General features: G+C 55.5%; 16 protein-coding genes. 8 read left to right on the top strand and 8 right to left on the bottom strand.

What is annotated here, in order from left to right; genetic code table 11:
• Positions 1 to 110 precede the first annotated feature (110 nt).
• On the top strand, positions 111 to 1,007 hold the full coding sequence (locus KI367_RS07585) for a putative RNA methyltransferase (protein WP_212948777.1): 897 nt from the start codon (positions 111 to 113) through the stop codon (positions 1,005 to 1,007).
• Between the two features lie 104 nt (positions 1,008 to 1,111).
• Here KI367_RS07585 and KI367_RS07580 read toward each other — a convergent pair whose 3' ends face one another.
• Positions 1,112 to 2,656 carry a DUF4179 domain-containing protein gene (locus tag KI367_RS07580; RefSeq protein ID WP_212948775.1) on the bottom strand — a complete coding sequence of 515 codons (1,545 nt, stop codon included), beginning with the start codon at positions 2,654 to 2,656 and terminating at the stop codon, positions 1,112 to 1,114.
• A 28-nt stretch (positions 2,657 to 2,684) separates the two neighbouring features.
• Complete coding sequence (locus KI367_RS07575) at positions 2,685 to 3,290, bottom strand: RNA polymerase sigma factor (protein WP_212948773.1); 606 nt, start codon at positions 3,288 to 3,290, stop codon at positions 2,685 to 2,687.
• 484 nt (positions 3,291 to 3,774) lie between these two features.
• Between KI367_RS07575 and KI367_RS07570 the strand changes: the two genes are divergently transcribed.
• The 5 genes from KI367_RS07570 (at position 3,775) to KI367_RS07550 (ending at position 7,833) form a co-directional block, all read left to right on the top strand.
• Entirely contained in the window at positions 3,775 to 4,491 is a 717-nt protein-coding gene (locus KI367_RS07570) for an MBL fold metallo-hydrolase (protein ID WP_212948772.1), read from the top strand.
• Position 4,492: 1 nt separating this feature from the next.
• Positions 4,493 to 5,071 (top strand): TetR/AcrR family transcriptional regulator, encoded by a 579-nt coding sequence (locus KI367_RS07565; RefSeq protein WP_212948770.1) that lies wholly within the window; start codon positions 4,493 to 4,495, stop codon positions 5,069 to 5,071.
• 98 nt (positions 5,072 to 5,169) lie between these two features.
• Positions 5,170 to 5,706: a CcdC family protein gene (locus tag KI367_RS07560; protein WP_052146896.1), complete on the top strand. Its 537-nt coding sequence runs from the start codon at positions 5,170 to 5,172 to the stop codon at positions 5,704 to 5,706.
• Between the two features lie 470 nt (positions 5,707 to 6,176).
• On the top strand, positions 6,177 to 6,617 hold the full coding sequence (locus KI367_RS07555) for a helical membrane plugin domain-containing protein (RefSeq protein WP_036708648.1): 441 nt from the start codon (positions 6,177 to 6,179) through the stop codon (positions 6,615 to 6,617).
• A gap of 37 nt (positions 6,618 to 6,654) precedes the next feature.
• Positions 6,655 to 7,833 (top strand): NAD(P)/FAD-dependent oxidoreductase, encoded by a 1,179-nt coding sequence (locus KI367_RS07550; protein ID WP_212948768.1) that lies wholly within the window; start codon positions 6,655 to 6,657, stop codon positions 7,831 to 7,833.
• 75 nt (positions 7,834 to 7,908) lie between these two features.
• On the opposite strand, the gene KI367_RS07545 is transcribed toward KI367_RS07550, so the two are convergent.
• Positions 7,909 to 9,591, bottom strand: coding sequence for an FUSC family protein (locus KI367_RS07545; protein ID WP_246536755.1), 1,683 nt, complete (start codon positions 9,589 to 9,591; stop codon positions 7,909 to 7,911).
• A gap of 868 nt (positions 9,592 to 10,459) precedes the next feature.
• Here KI367_RS07545 and KI367_RS07540 point away from each other — a divergent pair.
• Positions 10,460 to 11,422, top strand: a complete 963-nt coding sequence (locus KI367_RS07540; protein WP_212948764.1) for an L-lactate dehydrogenase — start codon at positions 10,460 to 10,462, stop codon at positions 11,420 to 11,422.
• A 274-nt stretch (positions 11,423 to 11,696) separates the two neighbouring features.
• Here KI367_RS07540 and KI367_RS07535 read toward each other — a convergent pair whose 3' ends face one another.
• Together KI367_RS07535 and KI367_RS07530 are read right to left on the bottom strand one after the other, a co-directional pair.
• On the bottom strand, positions 11,697 to 13,199 hold the full coding sequence (locus tag KI367_RS07535; RefSeq protein ID WP_212948762.1) for an amidase family protein: 1,503 nt from the start codon (positions 13,197 to 13,199) through the stop codon (positions 11,697 to 11,699).
• A 122-nt stretch (positions 13,200 to 13,321) separates the two neighbouring features.
• A complete protein-coding gene (locus KI367_RS07530; RefSeq protein ID WP_212948760.1) occupies positions 13,322 to 14,023 on the bottom strand; it encodes a Type 1 glutamine amidotransferase-like domain-containing protein in 702 nt (233 codons plus the stop codon).
• A gap of 175 nt (positions 14,024 to 14,198) precedes the next feature.
• On the opposite strand from KI367_RS07530, the gene KI367_RS07525 reads away from it, so the two are divergent.
• Complete coding sequence (locus KI367_RS07525; RefSeq protein ID WP_212948758.1) at positions 14,199 to 14,621, top strand: GNAT family N-acetyltransferase; 423 nt, start codon at positions 14,199 to 14,201, stop codon at positions 14,619 to 14,621.
• A gap of 61 nt (positions 14,622 to 14,682) precedes the next feature.
• Here the strand turns inward: KI367_RS07525 and KI367_RS07520 are convergent, their stop codons facing one another.
• Genes KI367_RS07520 through KI367_RS07510 form a run of 3 tightly spaced genes read right to left on the bottom strand, consistent with a single transcriptional unit; the run spans position 14,683 to position 15,679 of the window.
• Entirely contained in the window at positions 14,683 to 15,054 is a 372-nt protein-coding gene (locus KI367_RS07520; RefSeq protein WP_212948756.1) for a hypothetical protein, read from the bottom strand.
• Positions 15,051 to 15,218: a hypothetical protein gene (locus KI367_RS07515; protein WP_156124709.1), complete on the bottom strand. Its 168-nt coding sequence runs from the start codon at positions 15,216 to 15,218 to the stop codon at positions 15,051 to 15,053. Before KI367_RS07515 ends, KI367_RS07520 begins: the two co-directional genes overlap by 4 nt.
• A gap of 50 nt (positions 15,219 to 15,268) precedes the next feature.
• Entirely contained in the window at positions 15,269 to 15,679 is a 411-nt protein-coding gene (locus tag KI367_RS07510) for a hypothetical protein (RefSeq protein WP_036714243.1), read from the bottom strand.
• Between the last annotated feature and the right edge of the window lie 48 nt (positions 15,680 to 15,727).

The following is a 15,727-nucleotide window of genomic DNA, read 5'->3' as shown; positions in this document are numbered from 1 at the left end:
GCCGCTTTTTTTTGAAGCCTGAAGCCGAGGTTTATTTAGCTGCGCCTTTTTCATTTGACCCGGGATTTGCAAGATCCCGAACCAAACGAAATGAATGGGGTGTATTTGCGTTGTCCAAAAAAGAACATCTGCATCATTTGGCGAGCCTTTTGGCCCGCCACGCAACCATCTTCCGCTGTCCCGTCTGCGGCGGGGCCATGAACATGGCGGGCGAACGAAGCCTGTCATGCACGGCCGGCCACCTTTTTGATCTGTCCCGCGACGGGTACGTCCATCTGCTGCCGAACGCCAAGCCGGGCAAATACGAAAAGGAATTGTTCGCGGCGCGCAGGCTGATCAACGACGCCGGATATTTCGATTTGCTGCTCGAACATTTATTTTCCGTCATCAACGGCAACATACGGCCGGATCCGGCCGACTCCTTGGCGCTGCTGGATGCCGGATGCGGCGAAGGATCGCATGTATCCGCTTTGCAAGCCAAACTGGAGTCTGCCATGAACCAAGACATCGTCGCGGTAGGGGCCGATCTGTCCAAGCCGGGCATCGTGACGGCCGCCAAAAGAAACGCCCGCGCCATCTGGGTCGTGGCCGATTTGGCCCGCAGCCCGTTTCGGGATCAAGCGTTTGACGTCGTCACGAATATATTGTCCCCCTCCAATTACGGGGAATTCCGGCGGCTGCTCAAACCGAACGGCATGCTTGCGAAAGTGGTTCCGGGACCGGAGTATTTGCGGGAGTTCAGGCAATTTCTGTACGGGGAGCGTGCCCGCCGCACGAAGGCTGCGGAACATACGGCCGCGTTGTTCGCCAAACATTTTCCGGGCATGAAGCAGCGCCGCGTGCGATACGAAGCCGAGCTGGAGCCGCATCATTTGGAAGCCATGCTCCGGATGACGCCGCTGTCCTGGCAAGCCGCCGAGGAACAGGTCCGGGGGCTGCTCGCCCATAGCTCCTTTAGGCTGACGTTTGATTTTTATATTTTATGGGGAAAACCGTTTATCGGATGAATATTTTTACTAATGAATGTTTTAGCCCAAAAAGCGTACCTCCTTCCAGGCTCCCTGGAAGGGGTACGCTTTTGTCGTTCAGGCCAAGGCTCGCGCCAATTCCGTTAATACGTCGGCGGGTCCGCATGCTCCAGGCCGGGGATCGATTTGCCCTTCGGCAGCTCAAAGGACCATTCCACGTTGTTGTACCATTTGTCCGTAACGATGCGGATAAGCGTCGCTTTTTCGGGCAGCCGTTTCATTCCGTTCACGATAAAGCCCGGGTCCCCCGTTGCCTCGTTCCATTCACCCCACCCGACCGATCCTCTGTACGTCACCGGGTATTCCTTTCCGTCCGAATCCTTTACGATCCATTCGTCATGGTTGAACATGTTGCGGAATTTGCCCTTCATCCGGATCAGGCTGACGTTCGGGCCTGTCCCCTCTTTCTGGTTGGGATCGTTGTCGACCCAGAAATCGCTTAACGTCAGTTCGTCTCCTTGATCCTTGAACACGGCCGGACGGTGTTTCAGCTCGCTTGGAACAAGCTCCACCGAACCGCCGCTTCGGACCGGGATGGAATATCCGTCCAGCACGAAGCGCAGCTTCTGGCGGTCATAGGGAAGATAACGGAACGTGAACGTCCAGTGGCGTTTCCCTCCCCGGAGTTCGCTGTTTTGCGAGATGATGGTTTCCATATGCGGGAACTTGATATTGTTGACGCTCGAAATGTCTTCCCCCTGCTCGTTTTCAAAATGAAACATCAGCTGCTGCTTGGACTCCAGTTCGCCCGGAGAACGCCGGGCCGCCCGGGGGCTTAACGACGTGCTTAACTCGAGCCGCACCCCGCTTGGCGTGCGAACCAGCTTCTCCATTTCGATCCGCAGGCCGTCGGGGGTCGTATATTTCTCATGCAAAGGCGTCGTGATGTTCATCGCGTTCGCCTTTTTCATGTCCAGTTCGAACCGGAAATCCCATTTCCCGTCGACGACCTTTCCGGTGTACGGAATCTGCAGATGGTCGACGCGGGCCTGCACGATCAGCGCATCCGCCGGGATTTCCTTCACAAAAACAAACGTCAATTTTTCGACCGTGTCCGATCCCTCGATGCCTCTCAGCTCCGCGACCTCATTTCCGTTCAAATCCGTAATATGGAGATCATGCCAATCGATCGCGTAAACCAAAGGCTTCCCTTGGGGATCCGTCACCTTCACGCCCATGACGAGCCTGGTGGCATCCGCAACGACCTCGTCGATTTCCAGCGCATAACCTTTATCCTTCACCTTCACATGGGGATTCTGTACAATGCCCAGCTTGCGCGCATCGAGCATCCCGCTGTCCGTCGTCTCTTTGGAAAAAATGGACCTTACCCAATCGGCGATGGACGGCTGGGCATATAAGGTGAGGGCCGCCGTGACGATGGCCAGCGATGCGATCCACAGCGCGCTTTTTCGGATGATTCGTCCGTATCTGCGCTTGCGCCGAAAAGATGCCGGATGCCCATGCTCCATGGATCCGTCCCCGTCTTCGATTTCAATGTCGGCCAAAGACGCCATCACCCGCTCCGTGAACCCGTCGGGCAATGCCTTGCGAAAGAGCAGCTCTTCCCACGCCTTTTCCCCCTCTTCCGCCAGCTGCAGCAGCAAACGGCACTCCGGACAAGTTTGCATATGGAGGCGCGCCTCTTCATCCATTGCGTTATTTCCAGACCGAATGAATTCTCTTGTCTGAGACAGATTCCAGCATTTCATGCTTTATCCCCTCCTTATCCTTGACCATTTTGCATAAGGACTTCTTGGCTCGGTGAAGCCGGTTCCGCACCTGGTTTACTTTAATGCCGGCAATCCCGGCGATTTCTTCGTAACTGAGCTCGTTCGTATATCGCAGCAGCAGCACGATGCGGTATTTTTCGGGCAGTTGGTTGATGAGCTGCTGCACTTCTCCGCCGGTCTCCTTGCGCAGAAAGGCTAATTCCGGCGTTTCGGCATGGTGCCTTCCCTCGCCAAGGACGCCGTCATCCGCCAGCAGGTCTTTTTTTTTCCGCATCGCGTCCCGCATGACGTTCACGGCAATCGTGTACAGCCATGAGGCGAAGCTGGAGTCTTCCCTGAAGCTTGCCAGCTTGCGGTAAGCCTTCAGAAAAGCTTCCTGCGTATAATCCTGGGCGTCCTGCGGGCTTGCCCCCATGCCCAGAAGCAAACCGTATATTTTGTTTTTATGCGTATCGACCAGCTGCGCAAAGCTGTCCTTATGTCCGGCAAGCACCTGTTTGACCAGCGCAGCGTCCCGTGACGGGTCTATCATAACGATCCTCCCCTGACTCTCTCTTCCTCTGACCATTTTACATATCTAGTAGACGAAGGAGGCGGGTTTTTCCTCTCGCTTTTTATGCAAAAAGTCCCCGTCAAGCGGACCCGGGCTGCAAGCCAGTTCGGGCGCTTCTGCGGGGAACCCCGAAAAAAAGGAGCCCTCCGAATGAAGGGCCCAAATCAGATTAGACATATGAAAGGGTTTACAATTCCCATTATAGTATGATTTTGTCCTTTTGAAAACGCTTTTTTGAAAGAGAATTCTGCAAACATCCGAGCAGCGGCTTTCCGCCAAGCAGCCTTGGCGTGAAACGCATTCGCCCAACTATAACGTTGTGCCCGGAGAGCGTCCGGAATCGAACGTTGAAGATGCCTTAACAAAAAATGGGTAGATTTTGGAAAATAAATGATTGCCAAAACTAATGTCATTAGTTATAATGCTAATAAGATTAGTTCTAGCGTATGGGAGGATGATTTTCATGAAAAAAACGACCGTTCATCAAGTCACCCAGCTTTCCTTTTTGCCCCGCCTGTTCCCCGTCAACGTGTATCTCGTCGAAGAAGCGGACGGCCTGACCCTGATCGATGCGGGCATGCCGTTCAGCCTGAAGGGGATTCTCAACGCCGCGGATTCGCTCGGCAAACCGATTACCCGCATTTTGCTCACCCATGCGCATGGAGACCATGTCGGGGCTTTGGACGGATTAAAGGAAGCCCTCCCGAACGCCGAAGTGCTTATATCACGCCGGGATCAAGCCCTTTTGGCCGGCAGCCGCGCCCTGGAAGCGGGAGAACCGCAAACGCCGATCAAGGGGGACGTCCCGCAAAAAATCCGTACGAAACCGGATCGCCTCCTGGCGGACGGGGATCGGACCGGTTCCCTCCTGGCCATCGCCTCTCCGGGGCATACGCCCGGCCATATGGCCTTCTACGATACCCGGAGCGGCGTCCTGATCGCCGGCGACGCGTTCCAAATCCGGGGCGGCATGGCCGTATCCGGCGACACGCGGCCGCTTTTCCCTTTCCCCGCGATGGCGACCTGGAATAAAGAAGCCGCATTGGCAAGCGCCCGCCGCCTGGCCGGCCTGAAGCCGTCCTGGCTGGCCGTCGGCCACGGCCGGATGCTGGAGCAGCCCGCCGCTGCCATGAACCAGGCCATTCTGCGGGCCGAAGCCGCTTTTCGGGAGGTGAAATAAGATGGCGAAAATGGGCCTCGACCGTCACACCCTCCTCGTTGCCGCTGCCGAAATCGCCGACGAATCCGGACTGGATTCGCTGACCTTGGCTGCGCTTGCGCAAAAGCTGAAGGTGCGTTCGCCTTCCCTGTATAACCACGTGAACGGCCTTCCCGATTTGCGGGCCGCGCTGACCGTTCACTGCATCCGCTTGCTCGTCGAAACGACGCGGGACGCGGTTATCGGCAAAACGGGCGACGATGCGATCCTCAGCTTATGCGGCGCTTACCTCCGGTTCGCACGTTCCCGCCCCGGGTTGTACGAAGCCTTTTATAAGGTAAACACGCAGCGGCACGAAGAGCTGGAATCGGCGAAACAGGAGCTGTTGAACCTCTTTTTGCGGATTATGGAGCCTTACGGGCTCGGCGAAACGGAAACGCTGCACGCGATCCGCGGCCTGCGCAGCCTTTTGCACGGGTTTGCGTCGCTTGAGCAGCACGGAGGGTTTCAAATGGACCTGAAGGTGGATGAAAGCGTGGAATACGTTTTGCGGGCTTTTTTGGAAGGGCTGCACACGAGCAAAAAGCCGATCCATAAGTAAGGAATGTCATATGGCGTTCAAGTTTACTTCTTGCCGGGTGTGATATAATATAGTTATACGTGATTAATTATATCATTAAGAAGAGAGGAGTCTTGAACGTGGCTCATATCAGTCCCTCATATCTTCAAATCGGATCCACCGTAGGGGCTTTATTGATGGCTCTTCTGGTCATTTTTGTCCGCTTGAAGGCCAGCAACAGACCGGTAACGATCAAAAAAATCATTATTCCGCCGCTAGGCATGGCCACCGGCTTCCTGATGTTCGTGGCGCCGCAAGTCCGGGTTCCGTGGCTCTGGGCGTTGGCCGCCTTCCTTGTCGGCTGGTTCATATTTTCATATCCGCTCATTCGCAGCACCAAATTCGAGGTATCGGAGGGCCAGGTGTTCGCCAGACGTTCCAAAAGCTTCGTGGTCATCTTGTTCGTTCTGCTGATCGTCCGTACCGTGCTTCATCAGGTGATCGACGAGTATGTTTCGATTCCGCAGTCCGGCGCCCTGTTTTTCTTGCTGGCGTTCGGCATGATCGTCCGCTGGAGAGTGTTCATGCTGAAACAATACCGCTCCATTGAAGCGTCGGGCGAACTGCAAAGCCCCCCGCTGTCCCCGGAACCCCCGACCTCGACGAATGCAAAATAACAACGATATTTACGCATCCTTTCACCGTCTTCCGCGGCCCGCCGCAGAAGGCGTTTTTTTTATTCGGGACGGAGCCCCTTCCCCTTGCATCTTGCTGCATTCAAAGGTATATTGCATTATGGAAATGCAGAACCTAGGGGAGAAGGACAAAAAGTGGCAACATGTTTCATCCGTTCAGCGACACTTTGTTGAATTTATCACAATTTGCGCACAAAAATGGAGGAAAACAGAGAGATTCGGACCAAGAAGACGTATACTTGTGTAAAACTTCACAATTTGTGCGTAAGGCTTGAAATGCCTCATTATCCTTTTGGTGAACATTATGTTAACATAGGTAATGATGAGTTAGATTGCGGCCTTTTTCACTTGAGGAAGGTCTGTTGCTTCTAGACCCCTCTGCCCAAAAAGGGTCTATTAGCCCTTTTTAAAATAAAATTAAGCACTGCTGCTTACGCAAAGGAGAAATGGACATGTCGGAAACTATTACTGATGCAAAGACTGAACAAGCGAATGCGCCTGTCAGCCAAGATCAACACGATTTGCTGGACCAGCTGCTCAAGCCCGAGGTTCAGGAGTCTTTGACCACACTGGTCAACCATCTTCCAAAGCTGACCGAGCTTGTGAATGTATTGACAAAGTCTTACGATTTCGCACAAGCCGTCGCTACGGATAAAACGCTGAAAAGCGACACCGTCGGAGCCATTCAAGAGATGGCCACCCCGGTCATCAAATCGGTGAAATCCGTCGCCGCAAACGTGATCGAAGCAAAAGACCGCGCAGAAAGCAGTCAAGAAGTGATCGGTCTTTTTGGCCTGCTCAAAATGCTGAAAGACCCTCAAGCGCAAAAAATGTTCCGTTTCGTGAACGCGTATCTCCAAGTCTCTGCTGAAAACGCCAAAGAACAAAAATAATCCACTTTAATATTTAGGTAAGGACGGAGGAAAAACTATGTCAAAACATATTGTCATTTTGGGTGCAGGATATGGCGGACTCCTCTCCGCGCTGACCGTTCGCAAATACATGAACAAAGACCAAGCGCGCGTGACCGTGGTGAACCAATATCCGACTCACCAAATCATTACCGAGCTTCACCGCCTGGCTGCGGGCAGCATCGAAGAAAAGGCGATCGCCATGCCGCTTGAAAAGCTGTTCAAAGGCAAAGACATCGATCTGAAAATCGCCAAGGTCGAGTCTTTCTCCGTAGACAACAAGGAAGTGAAGCTTTCGGACGGTTCCAAGCTGACTTACGACGCGCTTGTCGTCGGCCTCGGCAGCATCACCGCTTACTTCGGCATTCCTGGACTCGACAAATACAGCATGGTGCTCAAATCCGCTGACGATGCCAAACGCATCCACCGCCATATCGAAGAACGCATCCAAGCTTACTCCCAATCCAAAGATCCGGCTGACGCAACGATCCTGATCGGCGGCGGCGGTTTGACCGGCGTCGAACTCGTGGGCGAAATCGCCGACATCCTGCCAAACCTGACCAAAAAATACGGCATTGACCGCAGCGAAATCAAATTGATGCTCGTTGAAGCCGGCCCTAAAATTTTGCCTGTGCTTCCTGACCATCTGATCGAGCGCGCGACCCAAAGCCTTGAAAACCGCGGCGTAACGTTCTTGACCGGACTGCCTGTAACGAACGTGGAAGGCAACGTGGTCGACCTGAAAGACGGCCAAAAAATCGTCACCAACACCTTCGTATGGACCGGCGGCGTGCAAGGCAACCCGCTTGTCGGCGAATCCGGCCTGGAGGTCAACCGCGGACGCGCAACCGTCAACGAGTTCCTGCAATCCACGTCCCATAAAGACGTATTCGTTGCAGGCGACAGTGCCGTATACTTCGACGAAACCGGACGTCCTTACCCTCCAACCGCGCAAATCGCGTGGCAAATGGGCGAGCTGATCGGCTACAACCTGTATGCGTTCCTGAACGACAAGGCGTTCGAAACGTTTGCTCCGGTAAACTCCGGTACGCTGGCCAGCCTGGGCCGCAAAGACGCCGTTGCAACCATCGGCGAAAACAACATTTCGCTGAAAGGTTTGCCGGCAACGCTGATGAAGGAAGCAAGTAACATCCGTTACCTCTCCCACATCAAAGCATTGTACACGCTGGCTTACTAATCTCATACCGACGGCCGCTTGAAGCGGCAAACAGGGTATCCTCACGGTCTTGGCGACCGGGGATACCCTGTTTTTTTACGATGCCAGGCTTTTTTCAAGCGCGGTCTGCATCCATGACAGCTCGTGGCGGACTTTCGGGATGCCCTCAAGCCCGGGCAGCTCCGGAATCGGCAGGAGCCGCTGCCGATCGGCGCTTTGGGCCATCTTCTCAAACCAAAGCAGCAGGCAGGCCAGTTCCGGATCGGACAACCCGGGCCGCTCTTCCCCTTCGGAGCGGGAATAGGAGTTCAGCAAATACGCAATTTGTTCCAATGCCCAAACGACCGGCAAAAGCCGCTGCAGCTCCTCCTCGTTCCGCGGGAGTTCGCCCAGCGCCGTGGCGTAAACGGTCGTCAGGTTGGCCAGACGGGTTTTCATGGACCGCTGTTCGCGGCTTTCCACCGGCAGGCCCGTTTCGATCTGTCCCGTAAAGAGGACGGCCAAAAGCTGCGATTGGCTGCGGATCGCCCTGCCCATCAAGTACGGAATCCGGCTTGATGCGGATGTTCTGCCAAGGATGAGCACCCCTGCCAAGCCGATCAAGCTCCCGGTCACGACGTCCGCCATGCGCGTCCCCGCAAAATAACCCACATGTACGATATGGGAACCTGCCGCCGCCATCAGAAGCGCATTCGGCGTCACGAACATCATCGTCAGCGTGTAATTCCGGACGATCAGCAGCTCGGCAAAAAACGAAAACAGCATGATCGCAAGCGAAATGACGATGCCTTGCGGGTGCGCCCACAAAATCGCGCTTGCCGCCAATATGCCGATCATCGTCCCCAGCGAGCGCTGAATGGCCCGGTGGAACGTGGCAATGACGGTGGAACCCAGCATGACCGCAGCGCAGGAGAGCGGAACCCAATACGACCGGTTCAAGTTAAAGGCATGGGCGGCCAAAGCGGCAAACGTCAAAATGATGCCGAATCGGAGCGAGAGCAGAAATACGAGCGAATTTTTGTCGAAGGCCTCAAGAAAAATGCTTTGGAGCGGCGTCCCGGTCATTCTTTCTCCCTCCCGTCCGCCATCCGGGACCCCTTCCAGAGTCGCGGACAACCCGAGCACCGATTGCAGCAGGGCATGGGACTGCGCATCGTCCGGAACCATCAATCCCTCCGTCCGAAGCTTCCCCGTTTCGGTCCCCAGCCCCGAAACGCTGCGGACGACGCTGCTTACAGTGTCAGGAGGGGGTTCCTTTCTTTGCAGCTGCCATGTATCCGTCTCCTGGTAGATGACATGGGCCTGGTTAAACAGTCTCTCCAGCCGGCGAATCAGCTCCGTTTCCTTCCAAACATGCCTTCTCACCGCAAACATCGGCTCCCCCTCCAACATGGCGATCAACGTCTCATGCCTCGCCTTTTCGTAATCGCGGGTACCGACGGCTTCCATCATATCGGCTAATTGGGCATATATCCGGCGTATGGCCTGCATTTCGGGGCCGTGCGGACGGGTCAGCCAGCCGGCCATCGCGATCAGCCAAGCCAGCGCTCCGCCCAACAGGACCAGCGTCCCCCGGATGGCCGCTTCGGACGGGGTATGCGGCGTACCGGAAGCAATCGCAAAGCTCAATACGAAAAAAAGCGCTGCCGGCCCCTTAAATTTCAGCGCGCCGAACACGAAGGTCACGACCGCTCCGATCAGCCCCATCACAAACCCGGAAAGCACCGGATACGTCGACAGCAGCGAACCGCAAAACACCGAAAAGGCGATGCCCAGCATCACAAAGGCAAGCTTTCTCGACCGGATGAAATACGGCTCGTTCGATGCATACAGATAGGTAAAACCGCCCGTTCCCGCCAGCAGGCCGTAATCGAAACGCCCCGCGAGCAGGCCGATCAGCGAGGGCAGGCCCAGGCTGATGCCGGCGCCGACCGCCCTGCCCTACGGCAGCGGAGCTTTTTTGATTTCCAGCGCCTGGCGGACGATGGAATGGATCAAGGACGTGTGGTGCTTTTGCGGACTCATGCCGATTTCTTCCCTTCTCTGCCGAATGCAGGACCTACCATGCTTTACATAAAAAGCAGCTTGCTATTATTTTCAATATGGCCATGGGACGAAGAAAGTATGACCGCCGAACAAAATTCGATCTTGTCCGCGTGTTCTCAAACGTTTTGCTTTGATATATCCTAAAAAAGCGAGGGATTTATGGCGAAAGGGAAGGAGGGCGGCATGCGAAAGCTTGCGGGGATTCACCAAAAGGAGTTTCAGGTCTGGGTATTTACGCGCGCGGATCTGGCAAAGTTCGTCATCGTTGACGTGATGTTCAGCACCGCCCTGTATGCCGGGCTCCGACGGATCAACGGACACGAAACGATCGCGATTTTGGGGAGCTCCATCGGGACGCATTTATGCAGATATTTACGCTGTCGGGGTCTTTTTTTAAGGCTGCGGCCAGGCATTTGGATCCGGCGGCCCTGGAGTCCTCCTGCCCCCTGAACGAAGCTCCAAAAGGACTCTCACCGGAAGCCGCCGCGCTGCCGGTTTTTATCGGTTTAGGGCCGTAATGGGCCGAATTCCGCCGAAGCGGCCGATTATGGGATTTTTATCACAATCTCGTGTACAATAGGGTTGAAGGAGCGAATGAAACATGAAACGCAAAAGAAGAAGAGTTGCCGTCGTAGGCTCCGGCATGGTCGGATCCAGCTGCGCTTACGCGATGATCAACCAATCCATCTGCGACGAGATCATGATGATCGACCGCACATACGACCGGGCGCTTGCCCAGGCGCTGGACTTGTCGCATTGCATCGATTTTACGCATACGCGGACGACCGTGTACGCAGGAACCTATGCGGACTGCGCCGACGTCGACGTCGTCATCCTGACGGCCGGCGCCAATCCGAAGCCGGGGCAAAACCGGATGGACGTCCTGGCCGAAGCCGCCGAAATTACGCGTCAAATCGTGACGCCGATCGTGGAGAGCGGTTTTCAGGGGCTCTTCATCACGGCCGCCAATCCGGTGGATCTCGTTACGTACATGATTTGGAAGCTTACCGGTTTTCCGCGCCATCGCGTCATCGGTACGGGCACTTCCATCGATACTTCGCGGCTCAAAACGCTGCTCTCGGACGTGTTTTCCATCGATCCGCGCAGCGTCAGCGGGTATGCGTTGGGCGAACACGGCGAATCGCAATTCGTCGCATGGTCGCACGTCACGATCGGCGGCAAGCCGATCCTCGATATTTTGGAGCAGCACCCGGAACGTTTCAAGCATGTCGATTTGAACGATATCGCGCGCAAAACGAAGGATGCCGGGTGGGAAATTTTCACGCGGAAGGGATCGACCCATTTCGGGATCGGCAGCGCCATCGCCCATATTACCCGTGCCGTCCTGAACGACGAACATAAAATCATCGCCGTATCCGCCATACTCGACGGGGAGTACGGCGAACACGGCGTGTGCGCCGGGGTTCCGGCCATCATTAGCAGCGACGGCATTCAGGAACTGCTGGAGCTTAAGTTAAGCGAAGACGAACGGAAGCGGTTCGAGGATTCCTGCGCCCTGATCCGCCGCAATTTGGAAGGTCTCCATCTCGAGCCGATACGTTAAGTTAACCATCCGTTGCCGTCAAGGCCATCATCCTCGTTCGCAGTTTGCGTGAACACAAATAATAAAAGGAGCCTCCCCCGCTTTCCGGCATCCGGATGGGCGGGGGAACGGCTCCTTTTTTCATCGGCCGGAAGATCAAGCGATTCGAATCCGGTACGGCCTTCGCGGAATCTCGCGACCCTTCTGTTCCAAGTGGGCGGAGCTGCAACCAGCGTGTTCCGAAGAAATCCCCTTTCCGCTTGCAGGGCCGGCGATGATCCGAACGATGAGGCTGTTACTGCTCCTCCAGCCTGCTCATATCCGGCGGTACGCGGTGCCGGGTCGCCTGCTCGTATCCATAAGCAATCTTGATCAGCGTCGGTTCGCTGAACGCGGTTCCGACAAACGTTATTCCGACGGGGCCTTTGGTGATGTAGCCTCCCGGAGCGATGACGCCGTCCTCCGCGTAACCTCCCGGCACCGTCATCGCCGGGTAGCCAGCTCTGGCCGCGATATCGTCCCCTTCGTCGCAGCCGAGGAACAGCAACGCGTCAAGACGGTAAGTTTCAAGCGCGTAATCGATCCCCTTAGCCCGCGACATCTCCTGATTGTAACGGAGCGTCTCCAAATATTCCGGTTCGGTTAGGGTCCCGCTGGTCGCTTCGCATTTCTCCAGCAGGTCCTGCCCGTATTTCAGGCACCGGTCGGCGTGCCCGTTGTTGAACGCGATCACTTCGGCCAGCGTATGAACGGGAATGCTTTCAGGAAGCTGCGCGAGATAATCGTTGACGCCCTTTTTGAATTCGTAGACCAGCACGTTTCCGTTCCAGGACGCATCCTGACAAGGGAGCTCTACCGGATCGACGATCGTTGCCCCTTCCCTGCGCAGCGCTTCGATCGCCGCTTCGAGGACGGCCTTTCGGGCCGGATCCAGGTCACGGAAATAATGCCTCGGAATGCCGATGCGCGCCTGCTTTAAGGAGGAAGCGTCAAGAAATGGCGTATAATCCTGCAAAAACCGGCCTGCGCTTGCCTGCGTGGCCGGGTCCCGCTCATCTATTCCGGTCATGGCCCCCAGCAGGATCGCGGCATCGGCGACGGTTCGGGCCATCGGTCCGGCCGTATCCTGCGTGTGCGTGATCGGAATGATGCCCGAACGGCTGACCAGCCCGACCGTCGGCTTGATGCCGACCAGCATTTGCTGGCTGGCCGGGCTGATGATCGACCCGGACGTTTCCGTGCCGATCGCCGCGGCCGCCAGGTTTGCCGCCACGGCTGCGCCCGAGCCGGAGCTGGACCCGCCGACGAACAATTCCCCCGGTCCGTACGGATTAAGGCATAATCCCCGGCGGCTGCTGTAACCGGCCCACATGCCGCTCGCCATAAAATTCGCCCACTCGGTCATGTTCGCCTTCGCGAGGAATACCGCCCCGGCCTTTCTTAGCTGAGCCGCTACGAACGAGTCCTCCGCCGCGACGTGCTCCGCCAAAGCCAGCGTGCCGGCGCTGGTATGCATCGCGTCGCGGGTATCGATGTTATCCTTTAAGAGCAGGGGGATGCCATGGAGCGGCCCCCGGGTTCCTTTTTCGTAACGTTCGTCATCGAGCTCCCTTGCGATCCTCACGGCAGCCGGATTCACTTCTATGATGGATTTCAGCTTGCCGTCGTAGCGCTCAATCCGTTTCAGATAGGCTTTGACGATTTCTTCGGAGGTGGTTTCGCCCGATTCCATGGCAGCTTGCATGCTGCGGATATCCAGCTCCACGATCCATTCCTCGATATTCAGCGGATTTTCCATTTGTCCTCACCCCCGGGTTTTAAGTAGAGCATGGCTTCATCCAACACGAGAAACCCACTCCCTATGTATAATTGGCGCTGATCTTTCAGATTGGCCTGTCGTATTTTGCATAACGCCCCGTCTTAAAGCGTTCCCAAATATTCGGGAATCATCTCCGTTTCCGCGACTTTGCCGTCAAAGGCTTCGACCCCGTAGATCCGGGCATCCCGCCGCGAACCGACGACCCGGTGAATTCTGCAGCCGATATAATGAATGCCCGCTCCATCGCTTACGCCGACGCCTGCGCGGATTCGGCCGCTGCGCAGCAGCTCATGATACCCCCGCCTGTACTCCGGCTCCGAGTCGTAATGCGGACTGTGGCTCCCGGGGATAAGACCCAATCCTTGGACAACGTTCGCCTGCCCGTCATCATCGCAGTTGACTCCCTCTTCATACCAGCACATGGAACCTGCGCTGAGGCCCGCCAGCACGACGCCCTGCTCCCACGCCTGCCGAAGGATGCGGTCCAAACCGTGTTCCCGCCAGGTCTCCAGCATCCGCACGGTATCGCCTCCGCCCACGTAAAGGATATCCTTTTCCAAAACGTAATCCTCCAAGTCGGCTGCAGGCGGCCGGGACAGCGCCAGATGGGAAGGAATGCAGTCGAACGCCGAAAAAGCTTTGCGAAACCCCTCAATGTAACCTTCCGCGTCCCCGCTGGCCGTCGGGATAAAACATACCTTGGGCTTACGGGCCGCGGACTGGCTCAAAATATATCGGTCCAGCAGCGGATTGTCCGGCTCCATGGAAAAACCGCCTCCGCCAAGCGCAATCACCTGTCTCATGGAATCTCCTTCTTTCAGCCCGCATCGAACGCGAAGCGGGAAACATTCCAAATTTCTCCTCCCATCATAACAGCCCCAAGATTCATGGCGCTACCTAAAAAATCGTTAAAACGGTTGTTTACGGCGCGAAATCAAGGTAAGGTGTAGAGAACCGGTTCAGGAGGAGGAACATGACATGATTCAATATCAGGATCATTTACGCGATATTACCGAAGCTTCGCTGGCGGAGGGATTTTTCGACGGGTGGCCGAACCCGCCTTCTTATGCCGTTTTTATGCAGATTCTCCGCAATGCGTCTTCTTGCATATTAGCCAAGGATGAGCAAACGGGGAAAGTCGTCGGGTTTATTACCGCGTTGTCGGACGGCGTGCTGACGGCCTATATCCCGCTGCTGGAGGTCGTTCCCGCCTATCAGAAACAGGGAATCGGACAAGAGCTGACCCGGCGGATGATCGAGAAGCTGAAAGGAATTTACATGGTGGATCTGCTCTGCGATCCCGATCTCCAGCCATTCTACGAAAAACTCGGCATGCGGAAAGCCCAGGGGATGCTGATTCGCAACTACGAGCATCAATCCGGGCGAACCCATCCGCAATAAAACGCAAAAAAGAACCCGCCGGCCGCCATGCCGGCAAGTTCTTTCCCCGCTTTTTGGAAACTTATCCCGCAAGATCGACGAGATTCTTTTCAACCGATAGTATAAAATAGCTGTGGTTCCACTGCCTGACGGTCACAATGCAGCGCTGCCGGTCTTTTTCGAAAAAATAGCCCGCCCCCTCCTGTTCGGTATAACTCCAGCCTTCCTTGTTCATCTTTTGTTTTACTAATTCGGCCGGATTCTTAGCTCTTGTCAGGTAATTAACGGTTCCGTTCAAACCTTGATCCATCAAAACGATCGTCTTGTCGGTCGCATGCAGCGCATACATAAGCTTGATGTTTTTGACTCCGATATTTTGGACGTAGGAACCCGCGGTGATCGCCGCAAGAAAGACGATACCGATGCCGCTCCATAAAACGATCCGTTTTTTCACGCTTCCGCCCCCCAGCCCTGCACATGCACGGCAAGAACAAGCCCCTGATGCAGGCAAATGCCGTGCACGCTCGTCACCAGCGCGGGATCGGGCGGCTCGTCTCCGGGCAACCAGGTCAACTTGATGTTGTGGCCGTTCCAATCTTCATATATGGTTTGGTTCATGCTGCATGCATCCTTTCAAAAAAATAACGAATCTCTGCCCTTTCCACGGCCTACTCCGTTTCCGTCCGCGCAGAATCCTTCAAAATCGATATGCTTACCGGCATTTTTGTATAATGAGTCAGCCTGATTTCCACTTCCTGATCGGCCTTCAGCCTTTCGCGCGCCCAGGCAGCGTTGATTCGAAGCCGTTTCAGCCGGTTTTCCGTCGTTAAGACATGGATGATCCGGCCTTCTATATTGATGACTTTCCCTTGGAAACGCTCCTGCTTTTTGGTCGCCAGGTCCGCTCCCGTGAACAGGATCCCCGTTAAACTGCCCAGGCAGACAAGGAAGGAGAGCCATGCAAATGCAGGCATAACCTGGAGCTGGATATCCAGAACAAGCCGGAAACAAAACAATCCGAACATCAATAGATTGGACGCCATGAAAATCCACAAATTTGGATAAGGACGTAAATCCACCGAACTCCCCCTCGCTTATAGGTGTTCATTTCCCGGCATCTGTCTCAT

The sequence above is a fragment of the Paenibacillus cookii genome, from assembly GCF_018333375.1.
GTDB classification, from domain to species: Bacteria; Bacillota; Bacilli; order Paenibacillales; family Paenibacillaceae; genus Paenibacillus_AQ; species Paenibacillus_AQ cookii.
This window is presented reverse-complemented; position numbering and strand designations above follow the sequence as displayed.